This is a genomic window from Streptomyces sp. DF42, from assembly GCF_058267695.1.
Genome location: NZ_CM177859.1, coordinates 8,976,730 through 9,000,246 on the forward strand (window position 1 = coordinate 8,976,730; position 23,517 = coordinate 9,000,246).

A 23,517-nucleotide genomic window follows, 5' to 3' on the forward strand; every position below is an offset into this window, starting at 1 on the left:
CCGGTTTGGTGCTGTATCAATCGACTGCCCCGAGACTCTGATTGACGACTGTCGCCTCAACGGGAGGACACGCCATGGCACCTCAGCGATTCCACGAGCAGTTCGACCAGATCCAGCGTTCGATGCCCGACGTGTCCCTGGCCATGGGGCCCGACGACGCGGCGGAGTTCATCTACGAGAAGGGTGTGGTGCTCGCCCGTGACGGTGAGGAGGCGCGCCTCGTCGAGGACACCGTGCGCACGCACTTCACCGAGGCGACCGGACTGACCGCCGACCGTGTGCAGCGGGTGAGCCCGGAGACCAACCGGTCGGGCATCACGCGTATCCAGGTCGGCGACCCGGGCCACGGAGACCGGCGCGGCGACCGGGCCGTCGCGCACGCCCTGCGGGCCCTGCGCGCGCAGGAGGGGCGCGCCGAGCGCCGGCTGGTCAGCCGCAACCACGTGGTGTCGATCGCGGTCAACTCCTGTCCGGGCGACGAGCCCGTGCCGGCCCCGCTCACCCAGGGCACCAACCCGGTCGCGGCCGAGGCCGGCCACGACGCGGACACCGCCGTCGGCGTCCTGGTCATCGACAACGGCCTCACGCACGACTACGGGATGGTCCCGCTGCTCGCCCACGTCCAGGGCGACCTGCACGGCGTCGAGACCGACGAGCAGGGCAACCTGCTGCAGTACGTCGGCCACGGCACGTTCATCGCCGGCCTGCTCGCGGCCGTCGCCCCCAACACGAACGTCACCGTGCGCAACACTCTCAACGACGCCGGCGCCATCCTGGAGTCCGACTTCGGCCGGCGGCTCTTCGAAGCGGTCGACGAGCACGGCTGGCCGGACATCATCAGCCTGTCCGCCGGCACCTCCAACGGCCGCACCGACGGCCTGCTCGGCGTGGAGAGCTTCATGCAGGCACTCCGCGGGCAGCGCACCCTGCTGGTCTCGGCGGCCGGCAACAACGCGAGCGCCACCCCGTTCTGGCCCGCCGCCTACGCCTCCCTGCCCGACTACGCCGACGTCGTGCTGTCGGTCGGCGCGCTGCGCGGCGACGGCGAGTACGGTGCCTGCTTCAGCAACCACGGCTCCTGGGTGAACGCGTACGCCCCCGGCGAGCGCCTCACCAGCGCGCTGACCGGCTTCGACGCGCCCGTGCCGTACCTCTACCAGCACTCCACGTACGAAGCGTGCCGGTTCGGCTTCACGTACGCGTGCACCTGCCAGTACCCGCGCCACACGGGTGCGTTGAGCGAGGCGGGCACCCCTTCGTCCGCCAAGGCGGACCAGGTGATGTTCGAGGGCTACGCGCACTGGAGCGGCACCTCGTTCTCCGCTCCGGTGGCCGCAGGCATGGTCGCCGCCTACATGACCGCCAACAAGATGAGCGACGCCCGCGCCGCCCGAGCGCAACTGCTCGCGGCGAACAACGGGTTCGCGGAAGTACGCGGGGCGCATGTACCGGCGCTGCGCCCGGCCGGCTGGCGCCCGGGTCCGGTCGTACAGCTCTCCCCCGGAGCATGAGGTCCGGAACGGCACCCTCCACGGCGTACGATGACTTGCCGTACACGAGGGGTGGGGCCGTGGACCGAGCAGATGTCGGCGCGTTGGTCCGGACCGCCGTCGACGGTGACGCGGCGGCCTGGAAGGCGCTCGTGGAAGGGCTGAGTCCACTGGTGTGGTCGGTGGTGCGCTCGCACCGGCTCTCCGACGCCGACGCGCACGAGGTGTACCAGACGGTGTGGTTCCGCTTCGCCCAGCATCTGGGGCGGATCCGCGAACCGGAGAAGGCGGGGGCGTGGCTGGCGAGTACCGCGCGCCACGAATGCCTGAAGGTGCTCAAGAGCTTAAGGCGGCTGACCCCGACGGACGATCCGCAGCTGCTCGACCGGGTCAGTGAGGACCGCACGCCCGAGCAGTCGTTCCTCGATCTGGAGGACGCGGCGGCCGAGACCGAGCGGATCCGGCACCTGTGGCAGGAGTTCGAGGAACTGGGCGAGCGTTGCAGGCAGTTGCTGCGGGTCCTGATGTCCTCGCCGCCGCCCAGCTACCAGGAGGTGTCCTCGGCGCTGGGCATCGCCGTGGGCAGCATCGGGCCGCTCCGCCAGCGCTGTCTGCGGCGCCTGCGGGCACGACTGGAAGCACGGGGGGCGGTGTGAGGGACATGGACGACGACATGAGTGACATGAGCGGCGAGGACGACTTCGACGGCGAGGACCTGGGCTTCGACCTGCTGGAGGAGGAACTCCGCCGGGCCGCGGCCATCCTGGACCCGGTGCCGCCCGAACTGCGCCGCCTCGCCGTCGAGGCCTTCGCACTGCACGACCTCGACGCCCGTATCGCCGAGCTGACCTTCGACTCGGTGGTCGACGCCATCCCCGTGCGCGGCGCGACGGACGTACCACGGATGCTCACGTTCCACGCGGGCGGGGTGACCGTCGACGTCGAACTGACCGCGCAGGGCCTGATGGGACAGGTGCTGCCGCCGCAGACCGCCGCCGTCGAGGTGCTCAGCGGCCCACAGGCAGGTTCGCCGCTGGAGACCGACACCATGGGGCGCTTCACCTACGACGAACCCCCCGCCGGTCCCTTCGCCCTGCGGCTGCGGACCGGCGAGGGAGTGCTCGTCACGGACTGGCTGACGGCCTGACCGCGGACCTCGTCGTCACCAGGTGACGGGCAGGGTTCGCGGTCCGCGGATCATGGTGCTGCGGCGCCAGACGACCTGGTCGGCGGGGACCGCGAGACGCAGGCCCGGCAGCCGCTCCAGCAGCGTGTCGACGAGCAGCTCGGTCTGCAGCCGGGCGAGCAGGGCGCCGGTGCAGAAGTGCGGGCCGTTGCCGAAGGCGAGGTGCGGGTTGGGGTCACGGTCGGGGTCGATCCGGTCCGGGTCGGGGAAGACGTCCGGGTCGCGGTTGGCGGCCAGGTAGGAGACGTGGACGGGGTCACCGGCGCTGATGCGGTGGCCGTGCAACTCGACGTCCTCCAGGGCGACACGGGCCAGGCCGACCGAGGTGCGGTGCGAGATGTGGCGCAGCAGCTCGTCGAGTACGGGTCCGCGCGACCGCGGCTCCCGCGCGCGCTCCGTCAACTCAACTCCGCGAGCACCGGGTCGAACTCCGTCCCGGTCAGGCCGAGCGCGGGCGCCAGTCCCGTACCGGGGGCGGGGTCTTCCCGGTCAGCGTGGTGGTCTCCTCGGTCATGCCCTCCACCCTCGACCCCGGTCGGGCAGCTGTCGCGCGGGAGTGCGCCAGGCGGAGGTCAGCCCGTCACGGCGTCGACGAGAGCGGCGAGCGCCGAGGCCAGCCGGGTCAGTCCGGGGCCGGCCGGGCCGCCCGGCTCGATCATGTACGTGTCCCGGCGGATCTCCACCATCAGCGCACCGACGCGCGGATCCTTCCCGTAGAACTCCAAAGGGACGTACGTTCCGCTGAAAGGGCTGTCGAGCCCCGTCTCCCCGCACACCGCGAACGCCTCCCGCGCCGCTGCCGACAACTCGGACGGCGTGTGGAAGGAGTCCGTGCCGACGCAGACCGGCGGACGGGGGCCCGCGCCGTGCAGCTCGTAGGGCAGGGGGGCGCTCGGGTAGGAGTGGACGTCGATGATCACAGCCCGGCCCGTGGCGGCCAGCCGGTCGGCCACCGCCTCGGTCATGGCCCGCGCGTACGGCCGGAAGTAGCGGTCGATCAGCGGCTCGGCGTCGGTGTCCGCGGGCCGCAGCACGTCCCGGTGGGTGGTGCGGGTGTAGACCGCGCCCATCCCGACGGAGCTCATCTCCTCCCGCTCGTCCGGGAAGCGCTCCGGGTCGACGACCAGCCGCGAGAGCCGGTTCACGAACCGCCACGGCGCGACGGCGCACCGCTGCGCCGCGGCATCCGCCAGCTCGGCCGTGTGCCCGTCGGTGATGTGGTCCAACTCCCGCTCCAGCGCCGCCTCGTCGAGCACGATGCCGGCCCGCACCTCGGCCGGTATCCGACGCGCCGAGTGCGGCACGTGCAGGATCACGGGGGAGTGGGCGGCGCCGGGCAGGAGCTGGAAGGGCGGGGGGTCAGGGGTCATGCGGCGGGCTCCCGGGCGGGCGTTGTCGGAGGCGTGGTGCACGATCAAGGTGTCACATCGGACGTCCAGGAGGGCGGGGGACCAGCGTGCCCGTCAGCAACCAGCAGGTGCTCACACACCCGTTTCTGAAGGCCCTGTACCGGGACGGCTACTACCCGGACCACCTCGTGGACCGCGGCAGGGCGGTCCTGCTCGCGCTGTGTGAGCGCATCGAGGCCGAGGGGCCGGCCGACCTGGAGGCGCTGTACGTCCTGACCCGGGCCGCCACCGAGGAGTTCAACACCCTGCAGGACGCCTTCTGGGAGGCCGACAGCGACATCGAGACGGTGGCGCGGGAGGAGATAGCCGAGGACTTCTGGTTCGTCGCGCGGGCCTACGGCTTCGAGGGCGCCGACGTGGAGGAGCTGATCGCCACCCGGGACTGGTAGCCGATCGCCTCCCGGGACCGGGCAGAGCACGGCTCTTTGTCGGACCCGTCGCCTAGCCTCGTTCGCATGACCGTCCACGAGCTTTCGCGCACCGACGCCCGCCGCATCGCCGTACGCGCCCAACTCCTGGACGGCTCACGGCCGGGCGGGCTGCTGGAGCTGGTGCGCGGGCTGACCCTGCTGCAGATCGACCCGATCGCCGCCATCGCCCCGAACGCGGACCTCGTCGCGTGGAGCCGGCTCGGATCGTCGTACGCACCGGCCGAGCTGGGTGCCGCCCGCCAGAAGCGGTCGCTGATGGAGCTGCAGGCGATGATCCGGCCGGCCGAGGACCTCGCGCTCTACCGCGCCGAGATGGCCGAGTGGCCCGAGCGGGGGACGCCCTCGTCCTGGCGCGAGTACCACCGCACATGGGTGGAGGCCAACGACGCGTGCCGACGCGACATCCTCGAACGGCTCGGCGCCGAGGGGCCGTTGCCCTCCCGGACCCTGCCGGACACCTGTGCCGAGCCGTGGAAGTCGAGCGGCTGGACGAACAACCGCAATGTCACCAAGCTCCTCGAACTCATGGTGCAGCGGGGCGAAGTGGCCGTCGCGGGCCGCTCCGACGGGGACCGGCTGTGGGACCTGGCCGACCGCGTCTATCCCGGCATCCCCTCGATCCCGGTCGAGGAGGCGCTGCGCATCCGCGACGAGCGGCGGCTGAGCGCCCTCGGTATCGCGCGCGCCCGCGGACCCGAGTGCCAGGTCGAGCCGGCGGACGTGGGCGAGGCGGGTGAGGCCGCTGTCGTCGCGGGCGTCCGGGGCAAGTGGCGCGTGGATCCTGCCCAGTTGGGCCTGCCCTTCGAGGGGCGGGCAGCACTGCTGTCACCCTTCGACCGTCTCGTCCACGACCGCAGGCGCACGACCGAGCTGTTCGAGTACGAGTACCAGCTGGAGATGTACAAGCCGGCCGCCAAGCGCCGCTGGGGCTACTTCGCGCTGCCGATCCTGTACGGCGACCGGCTGGTCGGCAAGCTCGACGCCGCTGCCGACCGCAAGGCCGGGGTGCTGCGCGTCAACGCCGTCCACGAGGACGTGCCGTTCACCGAGGCCATGCGGGCCGAGATCAGCCAGGAGACAGCGGACCTGGCCCGCTGGCTGGAGCTGGAGCTTCTCCTGCCGGATTGAGGGCCGAGCAGGCCCACTCCCACACCCGGTGCCCGGGCGGAAACCCCATCGTCGTCAGTGCGCCCAGCAGCATCCCGCAGGCCATGAAGGCCGAGGTCTCGGCGGTGTCGGCACCCAGTGGCGTGTGCACCGTCTCCCACAGCCCGGTCCAGCCGGCCCGGATCGCCTCGCCGAGCGTGTGGTCTCCCTCCGCCTCTGCGGCGGCCACCGCGACGTAGGACTGGAGTTGCATCGCCAGCCGGTCGGGCCGCTCCGTGATCAGCCGGGTGCAGGCCTGCGCCATGGCTCGGCGCGCCTCGGCGCCTTCCAGGCCCCGGGCCGCTTCCTCCATGACCAGGCGGGTGTCCTCCAGGGACCTGAGCGCGGCGGCGACGAAGATCGCCTTCTTGTCGGGGAACAGCCGGAACAGATACGGCTGCGAGACGCCCACGCGCTGGGCGATCGCACCGGTCGAGGTGGCGTGATAGCCCTGCCGCGCGAACTCGGCCAGAGCCGCCCGCACCACGGCCTCCCGTCGTTCCGCCGCGCTCATCCTCACCATGCGGACGGGTTCACCCCTCCATGTCCGCCGGGCGGGGCCGGCGCGGGATGCCGAGGGCGCACAGCGCGCCGCCGAACACCACCGCCACGCCGACCCACACCGCGTGGTGCAGCCCGTCGATGAACTGCTGCGGGCTCTGCGTGCTGCCGTACGTCACGAACACCGAACTCAGTACGGCGATGCCGAGCGCGCCGCCGATCTCCCGCACCGTCGTGTTGGCGCCGGACGCCTTGCCCGCGTGTTCCTTGGCGACCGAGCCGAGCACGACGGCCGCCGTCGGCGCGAACACGAAGCCCATGCCGATACCGGCGACGATCATGGGGCCGACGAGGGACGAGTACGCGGTGTCGGTGTCGGCGACCAGGTTGATCCAGCCGAGGCCCACACCCTGAAGGAACAGCCCCAGCGCCATGAGCCGGCCGCCGCCGACCCTGTCCGTCAGCAGCCCGGCGACCGGGGCGACGAACATCGGCATCAGGGTCCAGGCGAGGGTGCGGACACCCGCCTCCAGCGGGGTGCGCGAGGGCACGATCTGGAGGTACTGGGCGAGCAGGAACAGGGAGCCGAAGACGCCGAAGTACATGGTCGCAGAGACGATGTTGGTGAGGGTGAAGGCGCGGACCTTGTAGAAGGAGAGCGGCAGCATCGGCTGCGGGGTGCGGGCCTCCCACACGACGAAGGCGGCCAGCAGTACGGCACCGGCCGCGAACGCCCCGAGTACCTTCGCCGAGGTCCAGCCGTCGGTCTCGCCGTGCACGATGGCCCACACCACGGCGCACAGGCCGGCCGCGGCCAGCAGCATGCCCGCCAGGTCCAGGCGCACGGCGGGCAGGGAGCTCTCGCGCAGGGCGAAGAGGACCAGCGGGACGGCGATCACGCAGACCGGCACGTTGATCCAGAAGATCCACCGCCAGTCCAGGCCGTCGACCACCGCGCCGCCCACCACCGGGCCCATCGCCACGGCGAGCCCGCTGACCCCGGACCACACGCCGAGCGCCATGCCGCGCAGCCGCTCCGGCACCGCGTGGGAGAGCAGGGTCAGCGACAGCGGCATGACGGCCGCCGCGCCGAAGCCCTGGATCGTGCGGAACGTGATCAGCTGCGTGCTGGTGTCGGCCAGGCCGCAGCCGATGGAGGCCAGCGTGAACACGGCGATGCCGAGCACGAAGACGCGGCGGCGGCCGAACCGGTCACCGAGGGCCGCGCCGGTCATCAGCAGACAGGCGAAGCTGAGGACGTAGGCGTTGACGAACCACTGCAGTTGCTGGGTGGACGCCTTGAGGTCGACGGCGAGGGTGTGCAGGGCGGTCGACACGACGAGGTTGTCGAGCGCGACCATGAACATGGGCACGCTGCACGCCACGATCGCCAGCCAGAGCGGGATGCGGCGGGCGGCGGGGGCCGCCGGTGTGTCGACCGGGTCGGCGACGGCCGGGTTCTGTTCGGACAGGGTCATGGTGGGATCTCTCCTGGGAGCCGGTGGGGGGATCAGGCGTCGGTGCTCTGCTGCTCGGCGAGCCGGCGCCGGGCGTCCGTCCAGTCGATGGGCAGGTCGGCCGCCTTGACCTGCCAGAAAGTGAAGACCGAGTCCTTCATCGTGGGGCGCAGCCCGGTCATGATCGAGCGGTGCGGCTCGGTCTTCGCGTACGTGTACAGCGCCTCCTTGTCCTGCCAGGCCGACAGGGTCCAGAAGGTGCGCTTGAACGGCTCCGCGATCAGCGAGGCGCCGTACGCGCCGGGCGCTTTGGAGACCTGCCTCCACGCGGCCAGGGACTTGAGGAAGAAACGCGGCACGTCCTTGAGGGAGCGCACCTCCAGGCGGGACGCCATGACGAACGGCTGGGCGTCCGGTGTTGGGGTGGAGACGGTGGTCCAGGGCAGAGTGGGCATGGCTGCGGCCTTCTCCGGCTGCTCGGAGGGATAGAATTGGATACCTCTACTATCCAGACTAGACAGTGAAGGTATCCAATTTCCAGAGCGGAGTCGATTCCGATGCGCATGTCCGAACTGAGCCGTCGCAGCGGCGCCTCGGTCACGACGATCAAGTACTACATCCGCGAGGGACTGCTCCCGCCCGGACGGCAGACCGCCGCGACCCAGGCCGAGTACGACGATCAGCACCTGCGCCGGCTGCGCCTGATCCGCGCCCTCGTCGGCGTGCGGGGCCTGCCCGTGAGCACCGCCCGGGACGTGCTGAACGCCCTGGCCGAACACACCGACGACACCCACCGCGTCCTGGGCCTCGCCCTCGGCGCGATCCGGCTGGCCGAGGAGCCCGCGGCGGGCTCGCCGGAAACGGTGGAAGTCGACGAACTGGTCAAGGAGTTGAACTGGAACGTGCACCAGGCGGCACCGGCCAGAGCCGACCTCGCCGAGACCCTGACCTCGCTGCGCACTCTCGGCGCCCCACTGGACCTGCGCACCCTGCTGCCCTACGCCCGCCTGGCCGAACAGACTGCGACTCTCGACCTCGACCAGCTCGACGGCATGGAGGACCCGTTGGAGCTGGCGGAACGGGCGCTGCTGCTGACCGTCCTGCTGGAGCCCGCGCTGCTGGCACTGCGGCGCATGGCCCAGGAGAACGAGTCGGCGCGACGGCACGGCGAGCACTGAACCGCCCCTGGAATCCGTCCGGTTCAGCCCAGTTCGCGCAGCAGCTGGGCTGCCGCCTCCGCGCCCGCCGCGAACGCGGCCTCGTGCGAACCGATCTGGTCCGGGCCCAGCTGCTTGGAGTGGAAGTAGGACCCGCACAGCTTCACCCGGGTGCCCTCGTTGGCGTCGTAGATCACCGACTGCCGCTCGCGCAGAGCCATGTCGATGACCGGGTGGGTGTAGTCGAACTCGGCGAGGACCGAGGCGGTGTCCACCGGGCCGGGCGGGTCGAGGGTGACGAAGTAGTCCCGCTCGGCGGTGAAGTCCTGCAGTTGGTTGAGGTAGTAGGTGACGAAGCAACGGGTCTCGCCGTCCACCTGGCGTTTGCCGTAGTTCCAGGACATCCAGCTGTCCCGGTCCGTGGGCATCAGGGACGGGTCGGTGTGCAGGACGACCCGGGAGCTGCTGTACCGCACCCCTTCCACCGCCGCCCGCTGGGCGTCGGTGGGGTTGTGCAGCATGGCGAGGGCCTCGTCGGCGTGCGTGGCGAGCACCGCGTAGTCGAACCGCTCCGTGCCGGACGCCGTGGTCACGGCGACGTGATCCTGCTCCTGCCGTACGGCGACCGCCGGAGCGGAGACCCGCAGGTCGGGGCCGGTCGCCGCGAGGGCCTTGCGGACGTAGGAGATCGAACCGCCGCCCACCGTCCGCCAGTCGACCCGCTGCCCGCCGAGACCGCCCTCGTCGTGGCCGACGAAGAACGCGATCACCGTCGCCGCCGGCATCTCCCAGATCAGCTCGGCGGGCACCGACCAGACCGCCGAGCACAGCATGATCAGGAACGAGTGGCGGAACTCCTGGCCGTAGCCGCCCTGGTCGAGGTAGGCGCCCAGCGACATGTTCGCCCGGCCGCGCACGAAGTCCCGGCGGCTCTCCTCGTGGAAGCGGCGCGCCTCCCGCCAGACCGTCGGGAAGGTCGGGTGGTCGGCGGCGTAGCGCTCCTCGATGGCGGACTCGTCCCACTCGAGTTCCTCGGTGCCGAACTCCAGGCCGCTGTCGAGGTCGAAGAAGGTGAAGCCGCCCGGGTGGGCGACGGTCTCCACGCCCAACTCGTCAAAGAAGGCGGTCAGTTGCGGGTAGTAGCGGCGGTTGCAGACGATGAACGCCGTGTCCAGGCCGATGGTCCGGCCGTTCTCCTCGACCTCCACCGTGTTGGCGTGGCCGCCGGGCCGGTGCTCGCGCTCGAAGATCGTGATGCGGGCGCGGTCGCGCAGGTGGTAGGCGGCGGACAGGCCGGCGGGGCCGGCCCCGATCACGGCGATGTTCAACGGGGTGTGCTCGGGCATGGCAGGTCTTCCTTCCGGGGGAGATGCGGAATGGGGGGCGTGGTCTGCCGGCCCCAGGCGGGGTGGCGGTGGCGCAGGGTGCCGCCGCCCTCGGTCGCCACGGCGATGAGGTGGTCCGGGTACGGGCGCACCAGCCGGAGCCGCCATGGCGCGGCGGTGGCCGGCCTGCGGTGGTCGGTGACGGCGAACCGTCCGGCACCGGTCCGCCGGAAGTGCACGCCCGCCGGGCCGTCGGTCAGTCCGACACCGAGGCCCTTGAGGTAGGCCTCGGTGAGCACCCATCGGTTGGTCGGGTCGAGGTCCGAGATGGCGGACCGGTAGGGGCCGGACCGGTCGGCGGTGTCGAAGTAGGCGCTCACGAAGCGCGTCTTGTCGGGGTCGAAGGGGACGCGCTCGACGTCCACCCCGCAGGCTCGGCCCTGCGTGACCACGCACACGATCAGGCCATCGGTGTGCGACAGGTTGAACCGCAGTCCGTGATCCGGACGGGGCTCGGGCCGGCCGGTGCGGGTGAGGGCGAACTGCCAGGTGTCCGGCGGTAGTTCGGCGCGGGTGCTGAGGGCGAGCCGGCTCAGCAGACGCCCGCCGAGGAAGCGCCGCCGGGAGGCCGGGCGGCGCAGACGGTCATGCCGCTCCCGCTCCGTGGAACTCAGCAGCGCCGTTCCGCCCATACGGGAGGCCAGCTCCGCCACCCGCTGCTCGGGCAGCGTCCATACGTCGATCGCCCGCGTGTCATCGCTCACCGGGCTTCCGCGCACCGGGCCCCCTCGGTGGGGGCGGTGCGCTCCGCCAGGGTGATCGGCCAGTGCGACAGCAGCCGGTTCTCGTGGTGCAGCCGCGTGAGTACGGCCAGGACCTCGTCGGCGGCGGTCGGGTCGCGGTAGGGCTCGTACGGGTGCAACTGCCGGTTCAGCCGCTCCAGTTGGAGCAGCAGCAGCGCGGCACTCGGCAGCGGGGCGGCCATCGACTCCTGCGAGTGGACGTAGGTGTGCACGCACGCGGTGGCCGCGTGCACCAGGCAGTACTCCTGCGCCAGGTCGAACAGCTCGGCCGAGGTGGCGTACCCGCGGCCCAGCTCCGCGCGCAGCTGCTGGGCCTGCTCCTCCAACGGGCCGAGCCTGGCGAGGAGCGCGCCGGCCACGTCGGCGGCGAGCAGCAGCCGGTCGCGGTCCTTGTCGGCCGCCCGGTCGGCGAGCACCCGCAGCCGTACCAGAGCGTCGGGTGCGGCCAGGATCGCGTCGTCGAGACCGCGGCTGGACAACTCCTGCAAGTGCGGCCGGTAGAGGGGAAGTTCGGCGTCCATGGCGTAGAGCACGGCGGTGCGCTCCGCGGCCTGGCGGCGCAGCTCCGGGCTCGCCGTACGCGCCCTCTCCAGGAGGGAGGCCAGCTGGTGGCCGATATTGCGCAGATTGACGACGGTGTTGCCGTCGGCGACGTTCGTCACCATCAGGTCGCGCAGCATCTTCTGGTGCATGCCGAAACGGGGATGCGTGCGCAGGAACGTCCGCGCGCCGAGCACCACGCTCAGCCGGGAGTGCGTCTGCTCCAGGAGCGTCGGCACCACGTACTTGGCCACCGACGACCACACGCTCACCTGCGCCGGCGAGGCCTGCACGCTGCGCACCGCGCCCAGGCACACCGCGTCCGCCACCATCAGGTCGGAGAAGCACTCGGCGAGTTGGCGCCCGGTGTAGGGAGACTCGATCACCGGGGTGTTGAACAGCACCCGGTCCCCCGCGAACTCCAGCGCGGTACGCAGCGAGGTGTCCACGCCCGACAGGGCGAGGCTGAGGATCACCACCCGCGCCGTCTGACTGGTCTTCAGGGCGATCTCCAGTCCCTGCCCCTCGGCCCCGATGCGGTCGGACTCGGGCACGAACACCCCGTCCATCCGCAGGCCGCTGAGATCCAGGGCCCGCACGCCGTGCAGCTTGAGCAGCGGCGTCTCGCGCAGCGTCTCGGCCTCGGCCCGCCATTTGTCGACGACGAGGATCGAATAGTCCCCGGCGCCGCCGCGCGGCCCGGTGCGGGCGAAGACGACCATGCGGTCGGCGAAGGTGGCGTTGCCGATCGGCCACTTCTCACCGGTCACCCGGTAGCCGCCCGGCACCTTCTCGGCGACCACCTCATTGCTCAGCAGATCGCTGCCGTGCGCGGCCTCGGACAGCCCCCACGCGATGCTGACGCCCCCGTGCACGTCGTCGATCTGCCGGCGCTTCTGCTCGTCGGTGCCCGCGATCCACACGGGCGTGAACGCGGCGTTGGTCAGGCCCAGCGCGATCGCGGTCGCCCCGTCCCGGCGTGCGACCAGCCGCATCAGCGTGAACCCGGTCTCCGGGTTGCCGGCCTTGCCGCCCTGCTCGGCGGGCAGCCCGTAGTCGAGGAAGCCCCAACGGTGCAGCATGCTGACGAAGGAGTACGGGAAGCTGTCGCGCTCGTCGTGGTCGAGTACGGCGGGGAAGGACATCCGGCTCGCCGGGTCGTGCGGATCGCCGAGGTACTGTTCGAGCCGCTCGGCGAGTTCGGTCAACTCGGCCTGGGACATCAGGAGTTCTCCATCCGGTGCGAGGCGGGAGCGAGAGGGACGGGCAGGGCGGTCAGTAGCCGGTTGTCGCCGGTGAGCGCCAGGGTGGTGTCCAGGGCGGGCAGCAGGTCGGCGCCCGCGCGGCGAGGGTCGACGCCGTCGGCGCGGGCCAGCAGGAAGGCGAGGGCCGCCCGCAGCCAGCCCGGGTCGCCCGGCTCACCGCCGTACAGCGAACGGCCGCGGTTGGCCCACCACAGGTGCACGCACGCGGCGCCCGCGTGCAGCCATGCGTAGCGCTCGGCCAGGTCGACCCGGGCGGTGGGGCAGGCGCCGGGCCGCCGTACCGCACCGGCCTCGCGCTCCAACGTGGCCAGCGCGTCGCCGAGTTGCCATACGAGCGCCGCGGTCCGGTCCTCCAGGAAGTCCGAGACGTCGGGCAGTTGGCCCATCACGGGATCCGCGCCACGGACGACCAGGTCCAGCCGGGTCGGCTCGTATGGCGGCAACTCGGCGTCCAGGTCGAAGATCTGGCGCAGGACGTCCTGATCCGCTGTGTCCGCCCGCCCGGCGAGCGAGGGGATCTGCGCCGCGTACGCGCGCAGGTTGGCCAGCGGGCTGGCGTCGATCACCCGGACCACGGTCACATCACGCCGGAGCTTCTGGAACAGCCCGGCGCCCGGCGCCTGTTCGCGCAGCACCGAGCGGGTGGCGAGGACGCCGGCACAGCGCCGGACCAGTTCGTCCGTGGCCTCCGCCACCACATGCTTGGCGGCGAGCGCCCAGACGCTGAACGCCCCCGGGGCGACATGGATGCCCCGGGCGGCGGCCAGCGCCACCGCGTCCGCGGCCAGCAGCGCCGCGGAGGCGATCGCCAAGTCCCGGCGCGGGTGCGGTGATTCGGCCAGCGGCCGACCGGCGACCCGCCGCTCGGCGGCGAAACCAAGCGTCAGGCGCAGAGCGGTGTCCGCGCAGCCGAGGCTGCCGGCCATGCTCATCAGGCGTACGGCCTGCTGGGCGAGGACGGCCACTTCGAGCCCCTCACCCTTCTTGCCGACCAGCGCGTCGTCGGGAACCCGCAGCCCGGTGAAGCGCAAGCGCGCGGTGTCCACGCCCCGCATGCCCCCGGTGCGGGCGCCGGGTTCACGGACCAGCCCCTCACTCTCCGGGTCCAGCAGGAACGCCGAGAACGCCCCCGGGCCACGCTTGCCGGTGCGGGCGAGCACATAGACGGCCTCGCAGCGCAGGCCGTTGCCGACCATCCACTTCTCGCCGTACAGCCGGCCGTCCTCGTCGAGCCGCACCTCGCCCGACAGCAGATCGCTGCCGTGGTCGGCCTCGGTCAGGGCGAACCCCACCGAGCCGCCGCGGGTCAGGATGCCGGCCACCCGACGCCGCTGCTCCTCGTTGCCGTGCAGTTGTAGGCAGGTGGCGGCGATGATGCTGAACATGGTCCCGGGCATGACGTTGACGTCCCGGCGGGCCGCGGCGCGCACCAGAGTCATGCTGTCGGCGAAGGAGGCGAGGGTGCCGCCCCACTCCCTGGGCAGGTAGTTGAGGTGGAAGCCTGCCGAGACGAGCGTGCGGCACAGCTCGTCCGGGTGGGCGTCGGCCTCGTCGCGGGCGACGGCGGCCGCGAAGCCGTGCGGGTTGGCAGGGTCGTCGGGATCCCCGAGGAGCTCCTCGACGGCCTGCGGCGTCAACTCGCTCATCGGGCGGCCTCGGTGAGGGCGGGCAGCTCCAGCGGCACGGGCTGGTAGTCGGCCGCGGAGGACGGGATGGTCACGCCCGCGGTGGCCAGCTGGGCGAGGCGGGTGTGGAAGGCGGCGCCGCGCATCAGGTGGTGGGCGACGTCGGCGACCGTGCGGTTCTCGGGGGAGCTGAGGTAGCTGCCGGCGACCCAGGCGTTGAAGCTGCCCATCGAAGGGCCGCACCAGATCTGGTAGTCGGCCGTGCGGTCGGCCTCGCCGGTCACCGCCCAGCGCGAGGCCATCCCCAGGTACCAGCGGAACACCAGCGCCATCCGGCGCTTGGGGTTGTCCGCGGCACGCGCGAGCTGGTCCGGGTCGCGGCGGCTGAAGTACGCCACGCACTCCTGCCAGATCGCCTCCAGTGGGCGGCGGAACAGCTGCGACTCCAGCCGCGCCCGCTCCTCGGCGGGCAACGCCTCCAGGCCGTCGTAGGCCTGGTAGAGGCGGTACAGCTGCTGGGCCCGCATCCCGAACATCGAGCCGCGGCGGAGCACTTGCAGCTCCACCCCCATCTCGAACATGTCGGCCGCGGGCGCCATCACGCAGTCCGTGACCTCCGCCTGGGCGAGCAGCGCCCGGGCGGCCGGTGAGGTCCCCGACTCCAGGCAGGACTGGTTGACGGAGCCGGTGACCACGTAGGCCGCGCCCATGGTGAAGGCGGCGGCCACGGCTGCCGGGGTGCCGAGGCCGCCCGCCGCACCGACCCGGATGGGGGTGGCGTAGCGGTGTTCGCGCTGGATGTGGTCGCGCACACGCAGGATGACCGGGAAGAGGGCCGGCAGCGGACGGCGGTCGGTGTGGCCGCCGGAGTCGGCCTCCACGGTGATGTCGTCCGCGAGCGGGACATGGTGGGCGAGCTGCGCCTGCTCCGGGGTGACGAGCCCGTCCCGCAGCAGGGTGTCGACCAGTGCGGCCGGGGCTGGGCGCATGAAGCGTTCGGCGGTCTCCGCCCGGGACACCTTGGCGATGACCCGGTGCTCGGCGACCACCCGGCCGGACGGTTCGCGCCGCAGCCCGGCCAGCCGGTAACGGACCAGGTGCGCGTTCAGTCCGAGGTACGCGGAGGCCTCCACGCACCGCACACCGTGCCGCAGGAACAGCTCGACCGCCTCGCGCTCCAGCCGTTCCTCGCTCGGGCTGTGAATGAGATTCACGGCGTACGGCAGCCCGGGGATCTCGGTGGCGAACCGGCCCAGTACCTTCGCGATCGTCTCCGGCAGCAGGCCCGCCGCGCCGAAGGAGGCGAGGAAGCCCTGCCGGGCCAGTGCGATCACCAGGTCGGCGGAGGCGATCCCGCCGGCCATGGCGCCCGCCATGTACGACTGCCGTACGCCGTGCGCGGACCGGAACTCGGCCGAGCCGAGCCGCTGAGGCGGGAGAGCGGGTACGGCGGCCAGGACGGCGGGGCCGTTGCCGCCGGGGCCCGCCGTGCCGCCCGCGACCGCGCCGATCCCGCGCGCCGTCGAGACGATGAACCCGGGCTGCTCCACCTGGGCCAGGGCCTGGTGGATTCCGGCCGAGTCGACGCTCGGACATCCGTGTCCGGACCAGCGGAGAGGGTCCTGTGTCGTGCTCATGGGTAGTCAAACTCCTCGGCTGGGGCGACGTCAGTCGGCTTCGGGACGGACTTCGATGGCTACGTCGGTGAGTTCGTAGATGCGCAGACCCGGCTTCCACAGGTCCGCGTCGGCGATCAGCAGCAGCCGGTCGGCCTCCCTGCGGACCTCCTTGACGTGCACGTCGAAGAACAACTCGCGGTCGTCGCGCAGGATCTGACCGCGGTACTTCCACTGGGTCTCGACGCCGGTGGCCATGGCGAAGCGCGGCCGGGCGATGCCCTCGGGGAGGTTCCCGTCCAGGACGAACAGGCGCATCGCCTGCAGCACCGCTTCGACGCCCAGCGAGCCCGGCATCACCGGGTCCCGGTGGAAGTGGCAGTCGAAGTACCACTCGTCGGGCCGGAGGCTGCGGTGGCCGTGCAGATATCCGGCGCCGTACCGGCCGCCGTCCGCAACCAGATCGACCCGGTCGACGAGGTCGAACCGTCCGTCGGGCAGGCGCAGTCGACCGCCCGCGGGATCGCGGAAGACCGGCGAGCCCTCGCCCAGCTCGATCCGCTTCACCCGGTCGGCCGCCGGCTGCTCGGCCTCGATCCACGGCTTGAGGTAGGTGCCCTTGTCCAGGCCGACCTGGTTGGACAGCGCGTCGGCGTTGAAGTAGCCGAAGAGGGACTCGCCGGTGTAGAACACCTCCCCGTCGGCGCTCAGTTCGTACGAGAAGTTCTGCAGTACTGCACCGGAGATGACACTTGTCGTCAGCAGCTTCGAGTGGTGCCGGATGGTCTTGCCGCGCAGGTCGATGTCCTTGACCAGGGTCGCCCGGCCGTCGAGGTTGCGGATGGCGTACTCCTCCTCGGGCTGGCGGAGCGTGGCGCCCAGGTAGTAGCCGAGGAAGATCGCCGCCTGCAGCGAGCTCTCCATGTAGACGCAGTTCGGCATGTACGGCGAGGAGTTCTCGCGGTAGTACCAGGCGTCCTCCGGGGAGTCGTACTCGGTGGCCATCTCCGCGCCGGGACTCAGGTCGCCACGCTCTCCGGTGAGGGACATGACCCGGTCGACGAACTGGAAGTCGCCGTTGGGGATGTAGGGGGCGCGGGTGGTGCGGTAGATCTCGAACTCCGGGCCCATCGCCATGTCCAGCAGGCCCTTGGCGGAATGGGCCAGATGGAGCTCGTTGATCATGGCGGCTTCGCCGTTGCGGTTACGACGGCCCAGGAACTTCGGCACACCGCCGATCTCCGGCCGGTACGGCGTGCCGGGCTTCTCCACGATCTGCAGACCAAGGTTCTGCATCCGCACCACCGGCTTGTCGCCGAGGTAGACGAGGACGTCCGCGATCACGGTCGGCCGCGGCAGCAGCGTCAGTTCGGTGACCTCGACCTCGTAGCGGATCTCGGCGTCCTTCGGGGTGACCTGGCCGCGCACCTGGACGTCGATCCGGCGCCCGGTCACCGTCTGGAAGCGGGCGTCCGGGAGCGTGAGATGCATGCCCTGGTGCATCAGGTAGATCTGCAGCAACTGGACCGCGCCCTCGGCGATCAGCGAGCCGGCGAGCACCGGGTCGTCCGGGAAGTGGCAGGTGAAGTACCAGCCGTCCGGCTGAAGGCGCTTGACCGCGCCGATCGAGCCGAGCTCGCAGGGGCCGCCCTTGCGGTCGATGGTGACCTCGTCGACCATGCGCAGCCGCTCGTCCGGCAGCCGCAGCGCCGGGTTGATGCCCGGGTCCTGCGCGTGGTCGGGGCCGAAGACGTCGCCGGGCCGGCCCTGAGCCAGCAGTTCCAGGTCGTGTGCGTCGAGTTGGTGCTTGCGGGCGTACGCCAGCGGCTTGAAGGTGCCCTTGGGCAGCGCTGCCCGCCGGGCGCGGTCCTTGTCGTTGAGGACGACACCGAGCGGGGTCTCCAGCTCCCGCTTGCTGAAGAACCCGGCGCAGGCGTCCTTGAGTTCGAGGATCAGTTCCCCGTCGGCGTAGCAGTGGTAGCTGAAGAAGAAGATCGTGGTGTCGCCCTGGTGGACGAACCGGTCGATGGAGATCTCGTAGCGCAGGGTCTGCCCGGTCGTGGGCAGTCCGCCGTGGAAGATGAGCGAGCTGTCGAGCAGGCGGTAGACCCGCTCGCCCTTGTTGCGGAAGTCGATGCCGAGATAGCTGACGAGCAGCAGGTCGCACTGGCCGGACTCCACGGTCACGGCCGGGGGCACCCCGCCGTCGACGGCGTACCAGGCGTCCTCGGGGACGTCGTACTCGGTGGTGATGCGGGACGGCTCCAACACCCCCGGCCTGGCGTCCAGTTCGGTGACGCGGGTGACGAAGTGGTAGGGCGGCGCGGGCAGCCGCACCCGGGCACCGTACGTGTCGATCTCGGCGAAGTCGGGGCCGAAGACCTTGGCCACGGAGCCGGTGGCGAACTCCAGCAGGGCAGCCTCGTCCCAGACGACGCCCTCGTGGACCGTGGGGGGCACCTGGGCGGGGCGCTCGGGCGTGGGGGGCACCTGAGGGAGGGCTGCCGGGGCTGAAGCAGGCGCGACAGGACGGAAGTTGTGGGGTGCCGACCTGTCGACGGGAGTCGGGGTGCGGCGGGGAACCTCGGTGCGACCGAGGGGAGTCCGGGTGCGGTCGAGGAGGGTCTCGGTGCGGTCGAGGGTGGCCTCCTGGAGCACCCGGTGGGTTTCCATCACGACCTCGTGGGCGGCCAGCATCTCGCGCCGCAGGTCCCGTACCAGGTCGGCGGCGGGGCCGCGGTCGGCGGGGCCGCGGTCGGCGGTGGTGGGGGCGGAAGGCGCAGGCCCAGGCGCAGGCGGTCCGGCGAGCGGGGGCGCGGTCACGGCCGGGGTGGCGGCCACCGGCGGCTGCGGGCCGCCCCAGGCGAGGACCGTGACCGGATCGCCGTCGAAGGTGATCACGTCGGTGACTTCCAGGGTCGGGTCGGCGGGCATGTCGGCGGACTCCTCCGGCGGGATGGAAAGGACGGGCACGGGGGGCAGGTTCGGCGCGGTCGCCGGGACGGCGGGTGCGGCGGACGGTGCCGGGGTTGCCGGGGCGGCGGGTGTGGAGGTGGTGGAGGACGGCGGGGTTGCCGGGGCGGCGGAGGCCGGGATCGTGGACGGCTTCGAGGCCGTCGGAGCGACGGAAGCCACGGCGGACGGTCCCGCGGTTGCCGGCGCGACAGGTGCGCGGACGGCAGGTGCGTGGACGACGGGCGCGTGGACGACGGGCGCCTCGGCGCGGTGGGCACTCGGTGGGGGGACCGTCTCGCGGAGCGCGTGAGTCGGCATCGTGCGCTCCGGGCGGCCGGCTCCCGACAGCGCGGCCACGGCCTCACGGGCGATGCGCTGCGGGATGGCCTCTCCCTGGCCCACCCGGATGGTGGGCAGACGGCGGGCCTTGGCAGCGGGCTCTGCGGCCGGCCCGAGCAGGGCGGTCAGGTCCACCGGCAGACCGTGGCCGACGAGCCGGGCCGCCAGGTGGGCCAGCGGTGTGGTGGCCGGAACGCCCCGGCGGTCCACGCAGGCCGCCACGTGCGGGGCGTCGCCCAGGGTGTCCCGGATCCAGCGCGAGCAGGTGGCGCCCGGGCCGACCTCGATGAAGTAGCGGTAGCCCCGCTCGTACGCCGCCCGCACCAGGCGCGGGAAATCGATCTCGGAGCGCAGGGTGTGCGCGATGCGCCGAGGGGACTCGGCCAGCCGTTCGGCGGGCAGGGGCTGGTAGTCGTAGGCACTGAACAGTTCCAGGCCGCCGATCGAGCCGAGCGGGTAGTCGTTCATGCGGGCCAGGGCGTCGAGTTCGGGGTCCACGACCGGGCAGTGCATGACGACGTTGACGGGAGAGCGGGCGGCCGGACAGCCCAACTCCGCGATGAACGCGCGGCATTGGGCCGGGTCGCCCGCGATCACCAGCTCCTGCGGGGTGTTGACGTGGGTGAGGTAAACGCGGTCGTAGCGGGTGAGCGCCTCGCGCACCGGCTCGGCGGGGGAAAGGAGCACATGGGACGCCCACACCTGGGCGTCGGGCGTCCGCTCGGGCAGACCCCACGACTCCCGCACCGTGCGCCGCGGTCCGCACAGCCGGTCCTGGAAGACGGGGCTGTCGCTGATCAGGGCGTCACTGCGGCCGGCCGGGTCCCAGCCTCCCGTCGCGAACAGCATGCTCGACTCGCCCAGGCTGTAGCCGAACCCGCCGTGCGCGGTGACGCCGAGCACCTCCCGTACGAGCGCGGTGTAGAGGATCGAGAAGCTCGTGCCGGTGGCGAGCATGAACGGGACGTCGTCGCCGAGCCGTTCCTCCAGCCGCATCAGGCCACGCCGGTCGAGGGCTTCCAGGGTGCGGGGGTAGAGGTGGGCGGCGCGCAGCATCCGGGCCGGCTCGGTGGCCTGCCGCTCGAAGCGGTCGAGCAGGCCGGGGAAGGCCCGGAACAGGTCGGCGCCCAGGCCCGGGTAGCTGTTGAAGGCCCCGGGGTAGACCAGCGCGACCTTGCCGGAGGGGCCGATGGGCCGCGGCGTGAAGAAGGAACCGGCCGGAGTGGCCCACTCCCTGCGCTCGGCGTGAGCTGCCGGAACATCGCGGATCGCCAGCTCCAACTGCCGTATCAGCGCCGCACGTTCGCCTCCGACGAGCACGATGCGCAGCGCCCGTGCCCCCAGATTCTCGGCCGCCTCACGTGCCAGCACCCGCGGGTCGGCCCCGTCGGTGAGCAGCGCGCGGTGCCGCTCGGCCTCGGCCAGCAGCCCGTCCGGTGTGTCGGCGCCCAGCGCCAGCAGCACGGGACCGCCGGCGCGCTGCCAGTCGGCGGCGGGACGGGGACGTTCGGCAGCCGGTACGGAGGACAGCACCACGTGGGCGTGGGAGCCGCTCGCCCCCACGATGTCCACGGCGGCGTGACGACGGTCCTCGGACCGCTCCCGCAGCCAGGGACGCGAGGCGTCGGGCACGTGGAACGCGGAGCCGGCGAAGAGCTCGGCGAGGTCGTCGGCGGGGCGGCGCCAGCCGGGCGTGCCGGGCAGATAGCCGTGCCGGACGCACAGCGCGGCCCGGATCAGACCGGCCAGCCCGGCGGCGCAACCGGTGTCGCCCAGCTGGGACTTGACGCTGCCGAGCGCCGTGCTGCCGGATCCGTGCCGGTAGACCCGCGACAGAGCGGCGACCTCTGCGCGGTCGGCGTCGGCGGTGCCACCCGCGTGGGCCTCCAGGTATCCCACGTCGGCGGCGGCGACCCCTGCCTCATCCAGTGCCGCCGTCGCGGCCTCGGCCAGGGCGTCGGGTGTGTCGCCGTAGCGCACCGCGACCGCGTCGATCCGGGCGTGCACCCGGCCCGGCAGCGCATCGGCGCGCGTGACGACCACGGCGCCCGCACCGTCGCCGACCCGCCACCCACCGGAACCCTCGTTGAAGGACAGCCCCGCCTCGGCGGCCGGCCGGGGGCCCGTCAGGAGGCTTTCCGCCGAACCCGCCAGATCCACGGCGCCGACCAGCACCGCCTCCAACTCCGGGTCGAGCAGCAGCAGTCGGGCGACCTCCAGGGCCTCCGCGGTGCCCGCGCCCTCGGCCGAGAGCGTGAACGAGGGGCCGGTGAAGTTCCAGCGGGAGGAGATCCGCCCGGCCATGACATTGCCGATGTAGCTCAGGACCTCGTTCGCGCCGATCGGGTCCACCACGGCGTCCCGGGCGACCTCGGCGAGTGCCGCCCGCTGCTCCTCGGTGAGCTGGATCCCGGCCCGGTCGAACTCGGTGCGCAGGAACGCCGCAAGGCCGTACCGGCTCAGCCGGGCGTGCGTGTACGGCTCCAGTTCCGCGGCCACCACCACGGCCACCCGGCGCGGGGCGGGCGTGTCGCGACCCCCGGTGCCGAGCCGGAACCCGGCGTCGCGCAGGGCCTCGTCCGCGACCCTGGTCATCAGGGCGTGCTGCGGGTTGTAGATGCGCAAGTCGGCGGGAGGAACGCGGAGTTCGGCGGGGTCGACCTCGACGCCGTCGACGAACGCGCCGTGCGGTGCGGTGAGTCCGGCCCGGTCGAGGGTTCCGCCCTCGGCGGCGTCCAGGCCCCGCCAGCGCCGCTCGGGCAGCGGCCGTAGCGCGTCCTCGCCGCGGTGGACGGCGCGCTCGAAGGCGTCCAGCGTCTCCAGCGAGCCGTAGGCAGCCCCGAGGCCCACGACGTCCAGCCCGGGCAGCGTCCTGGGCTCGGCGGCGGCATGCTCCGCCGTGTCGGGTGCGGCGGAGAGCACGACGTGCGCGTTCGTGCCGCCGAAGCCGAAGGCGGACACCGCCGCCCGTCGGGGGCCCGGGGTCTCGGGCCACCGGCGCGGGGAGCGGACCAGGGTCTCGGCGCCGACCTTTCCGTCCGGGGAGCTGATCGGCTCCGCCACTCCGACGGTCGGCGGGATGGTGCCGTCCGCCATGGCCAGCACGACCTTGAGCAGGCTGCTCAGTCCCGCGACGGTCAGCAGATGCCCGATGTTGCCCTTGACCGACCCGAGCAGGGGCACCGGGCCGTGCGCGCCGAAGAACTCCGCGACGGACTCCGTCTCGGTCGCGTCCCCGATGGGCGTGCCGGTTGCGTGGCACTCCAGGTAGTCGACGTCGGACGGGTCGACGCCAGCGTCGGCGTACGCCCGGGCCAGCGCGTCGAGCTGGCCGTTCTTGCGCGGCACGAGGGGGTGGCGGCCGGCGCCGTCGTTCGACAGACCGATGCCGTCCACCACGGCGTGGATGCGGTCGCCGTCGCGCAGCGCGTCGGCCAGCCGCTTGACCGCGACCATGCCGGCGCCCTGCCCGGTGACGATGCCACCGGAGCGGCCGTCGAGGGGCTGGCTGAAGCCGTCCTCGGGGTAGGCGTGCAGGTCGGAGAAGGACAGGTGGATCAGGGTCGGGTCGGGCGCGCATACGGCGCCCGCCAGCACCACGTCCGCCCGGCCGGAGGCGAGGTGACCGCAGGCGAGGCTGAGGGCGTACAGCGCCGACGAGCACGCCGCGTCCAGGCAGTAGCGCGGTCCGCCGAGACCGAGGGCCGCGGCGGTGACCGCGGCGGGCGAACCGCTCACCCGCAGGTTCTCGGGAACGATCGCGTCGCGGTCCACCAGCGGGCGCGCCCCCTCCAGCCCGGCGAGCTCGGGAAGCCCGGCCCGGCGCAGCCCGGCCAGCACGGCCTCCTGCGCCAGCGGGACGCTGACCTTCGCCGAAGTCGGCGTAGGAAACGAGTAGTTGCCCATCACGAGGCCGGTGCGGGCCAGGATCTCGGGGCGGTCGGCCAGGCCGCAGTCGCGCAGTGCCTCGCGGGCGGTGTGCATCGACCAGTGGAAGAGGCGGTCGAGACGGGAGAGGCGGTCGGCGTCCAGGCGGTAGCCGGCCGGGTCGAAGCGGAAGTCGGTGACGAAGCCGCCGCGACGGGAGGTGATGCGGTGGCGGGGGTCGAGGTCACGCTCGTCGAGCGGTGCTCCGAAGACCTCCTCGCCGCCGTCACGTCGGCTGTCCGTGCCGGCGCGGAGGTTGTGCAGGAAGTCGTCCGGGGTGTGGGCGCCGGGGAACAGGCAGGAGATCCCGACGATGGCGAACTTGCTCATTGCAGCTGTCTCCTC

The 23,517-nt window shown here is 72.3% G+C and carries 16 protein-coding genes and 1 pseudogene; 6 read left to right on the forward strand and 11 right to left on the reverse strand.

Annotated features, from left to right (window positions below; translation table 11 throughout):
* The first annotated feature begins 74 nt into the window (after positions 1-74).
* Genes ACYUED_RS41300 through ACYUED_RS41310 form a run of 3 tightly spaced genes read left to right on the forward strand, consistent with a single transcriptional unit; the run spans position 75 to position 2,637 of the window.
* On the forward strand, positions 75-1,511 hold the full coding sequence (locus ACYUED_RS41300; protein ID WP_491289523.1) for a S8/S53 family peptidase: 1,437 nt from the start codon (positions 75-77) through the stop codon (positions 1,509-1,511).
* 59 nt (positions 1,512-1,570) lie between these two features.
* The gene (locus ACYUED_RS41305) at positions 1,571-2,146 is read left to right on the forward strand and encodes an RNA polymerase sigma factor (protein WP_491289524.1); all 576 of its coding nucleotides are present in this window, start codon (positions 1,571-1,573) and stop codon (positions 2,144-2,146) included.
* A 17-nt stretch (positions 2,147-2,163) separates the two neighbouring features.
* A complete protein-coding gene (locus ACYUED_RS41310) occupies positions 2,164-2,637 on the forward strand; it encodes a hypothetical protein (RefSeq protein WP_491289525.1) in 474 nt (157 codons plus the stop codon).
* Positions 2,638-2,652: 15 nt separating this feature from the next.
* Here the strand turns inward: ACYUED_RS41310 and ACYUED_RS41315 are convergent.
* Positions 2,653-3,081 (reverse strand): annotated as a pseudogene (locus ACYUED_RS41315) (cytochrome P450); the annotation flags it as partial.
* Between the two features lie 167 nt (positions 3,082-3,248).
* Positions 3,249-4,046, reverse strand: coding sequence for an N-formylglutamate amidohydrolase (locus ACYUED_RS41320; protein ID WP_491289526.1), 798 nt, complete (start codon positions 4,044-4,046; stop codon positions 3,249-3,251).
* 86 nt (positions 4,047-4,132) lie between these two features.
* On the opposite strand from ACYUED_RS41320, the gene ACYUED_RS41325 reads away from it, so the two are divergent.
* Positions 4,133-4,474, forward strand: a complete 342-nt coding sequence (locus tag ACYUED_RS41325; RefSeq protein ID WP_491289527.1) for a DUF5713 family protein — start codon at positions 4,133-4,135, stop codon at positions 4,472-4,474.
* A gap of 66 nt (positions 4,475-4,540) precedes the next feature.
* Positions 4,541-5,644 (forward strand): DNA glycosylase AlkZ-like family protein, encoded by a 1,104-nt coding sequence (locus ACYUED_RS41330; protein ID WP_491289528.1) that lies wholly within the window; start codon positions 4,541-4,543, stop codon positions 5,642-5,644.
* On the opposite strand, the gene ACYUED_RS41335 is transcribed toward ACYUED_RS41330, so the two are convergent.
* From ACYUED_RS41335 to ACYUED_RS41345, 3 genes are read right to left on the reverse strand one after another with little or no spacing between them, the layout of a single operon-like run.
* The gene (locus tag ACYUED_RS41335; protein ID WP_491289529.1) at positions 5,583-6,185 is read right to left on the reverse strand and encodes a TetR/AcrR family transcriptional regulator; all 603 of its coding nucleotides are present in this window, start codon (positions 6,183-6,185) and stop codon (positions 5,583-5,585) included. The two genes, ACYUED_RS41330 and ACYUED_RS41335, sit on opposite strands and share 62 nt — an antisense overlap.
* A 10-nt stretch (positions 6,186-6,195) precedes the next feature.
* Positions 6,196-7,641 (reverse strand): MFS transporter, encoded by a 1,446-nt coding sequence (locus ACYUED_RS41340; protein ID WP_491289530.1) that lies wholly within the window; start codon positions 7,639-7,641, stop codon positions 6,196-6,198.
* 32 nt (positions 7,642-7,673) lie between these two features.
* Entirely contained in the window at positions 7,674-8,075 is a 402-nt protein-coding gene (locus tag ACYUED_RS41345; protein ID WP_491289531.1) for a DUF3291 domain-containing protein, read from the reverse strand.
* A 102-nt stretch (positions 8,076-8,177) separates the two neighbouring features.
* On the opposite strand from ACYUED_RS41345, the gene ACYUED_RS41350 reads away from it, so the two are divergent.
* Positions 8,178-8,798 (forward strand): MerR family transcriptional regulator, encoded by a 621-nt coding sequence (locus tag ACYUED_RS41350; protein WP_491289532.1) that lies wholly within the window; start codon positions 8,178-8,180, stop codon positions 8,796-8,798.
* A gap of 23 nt (positions 8,799-8,821) precedes the next feature.
* Here ACYUED_RS41350 and ACYUED_RS41355 read toward each other — a convergent pair whose 3' ends face one another.
* From ACYUED_RS41355 to ACYUED_RS41380, 6 genes are read right to left on the reverse strand one after another with little or no spacing between them, the layout of a single operon-like run.
* Positions 8,822-10,123: an NAD(P)/FAD-dependent oxidoreductase gene (locus ACYUED_RS41355; RefSeq protein WP_491289533.1), complete on the reverse strand. Its 1,302-nt coding sequence runs from the start codon at positions 10,121-10,123 to the stop codon at positions 8,822-8,824.
* Complete coding sequence (locus ACYUED_RS41360; protein WP_491289534.1) at positions 10,102-10,866, reverse strand: 4'-phosphopantetheinyl transferase family protein; 765 nt, start codon at positions 10,864-10,866, stop codon at positions 10,102-10,104. The genes ACYUED_RS41355 and ACYUED_RS41360 overlap by 22 nt, the downstream gene beginning before the upstream one ends.
* Positions 10,863-12,668 carry an acyl-CoA dehydrogenase family protein gene (locus tag ACYUED_RS41365; protein WP_491289535.1) on the reverse strand — a complete coding sequence of 602 codons (1,806 nt, stop codon included), beginning with the start codon at positions 12,666-12,668 and terminating at the stop codon, positions 10,863-10,865. Before ACYUED_RS41365 ends, ACYUED_RS41360 begins: the two co-directional genes overlap by 4 nt.
* Positions 12,668-14,356, reverse strand: a complete 1,689-nt coding sequence (locus ACYUED_RS41370) for an acyl-CoA dehydrogenase family protein (RefSeq protein ID WP_491289536.1) — start codon at positions 14,354-14,356, stop codon at positions 12,668-12,670. Before ACYUED_RS41370 ends, ACYUED_RS41365 begins: the two co-directional genes overlap by 1 nt.
* Positions 14,353-15,972, reverse strand: coding sequence for a PfaD family polyunsaturated fatty acid/polyketide biosynthesis protein (locus tag ACYUED_RS41375; RefSeq protein WP_491289537.1), 1,620 nt, complete (start codon positions 15,970-15,972; stop codon positions 14,353-14,355). Before ACYUED_RS41375 ends, ACYUED_RS41370 begins: the two co-directional genes overlap by 4 nt.
* 30 nt (positions 15,973-16,002) lie before the next feature.
* Positions 16,003-23,502, reverse strand: coding sequence for a beta-ketoacyl synthase N-terminal-like domain-containing protein (locus ACYUED_RS41380; RefSeq protein ID WP_491289538.1), 7,500 nt, complete (start codon positions 23,500-23,502; stop codon positions 16,003-16,005).
* Between the last annotated feature and the right edge of the window lie 15 nt (positions 23,503-23,517).

Coding starts and splice junctions, on each gene's coding strand:
- ACYUED_RS41300 (WP_491289523.1), top strand. CDS start 75: ATGGCACCTCAGCGATTCCACGAGCAGTTCGACCAGATCCAGCGTTCG.
- ACYUED_RS41310 (WP_491289525.1), top strand. CDS start 2,164: ATGAGTGACATGAGCGGCGAGGACGACTTCGACGGCGAGGACCTGGGC.
- ACYUED_RS41320 (WP_491289526.1), bottom strand. CDS start 4,046: ATGACCCCTGACCCCCCGCCCTTCCAGCTCCTGCCCGGCGCCGCCCAC.
- ACYUED_RS41330 (WP_491289528.1), top strand. CDS start 4,541: ATGACCGTCCACGAGCTTTCGCGCACCGACGCCCGCCGCATCGCCGTA.
- ACYUED_RS41335 (WP_491289529.1), bottom strand. CDS start 6,185: ATGGTGAGGATGAGCGCGGCGGAACGACGGGAGGCCGTGGTGCGGGCG.
- ACYUED_RS41340 (WP_491289530.1), bottom strand. CDS start 7,641: ATGACCCTGTCCGAACAGAACCCGGCCGTCGCCGACCCGGTCGACACA.
- ACYUED_RS41345 (WP_491289531.1), bottom strand. CDS start 8,075: ATGCCCACTCTGCCCTGGACCACCGTCTCCACCCCAACACCGGACGCC.
- ACYUED_RS41350 (WP_491289532.1), top strand. CDS start 8,178: ATGCGCATGTCCGAACTGAGCCGTCGCAGCGGCGCCTCGGTCACGACG.
- ACYUED_RS41355 (WP_491289533.1), bottom strand. CDS start 10,123: ATGCCCGAGCACACCCCGTTGAACATCGCCGTGATCGGGGCCGGCCCC.
- ACYUED_RS41365 (WP_491289535.1), bottom strand. CDS start 12,668: ATGTCCCAGGCCGAGTTGACCGAACTCGCCGAGCGGCTCGAACAGTAC.
- ACYUED_RS41370 (WP_491289536.1), bottom strand. CDS start 14,356: ATGAGCGAGTTGACGCCGCAGGCCGTCGAGGAGCTCCTCGGGGATCCC.
- ACYUED_RS41375 (WP_491289537.1), bottom strand. CDS start 15,972: ATGAGCACGACACAGGACCCTCTCCGCTGGTCCGGACACGGATGTCCG.
- ACYUED_RS41380 (WP_491289538.1), bottom strand. CDS start 23,502: ATGAGCAAGTTCGCCATCGTCGGGATCTCCTGCCTGTTCCCCGGCGCC.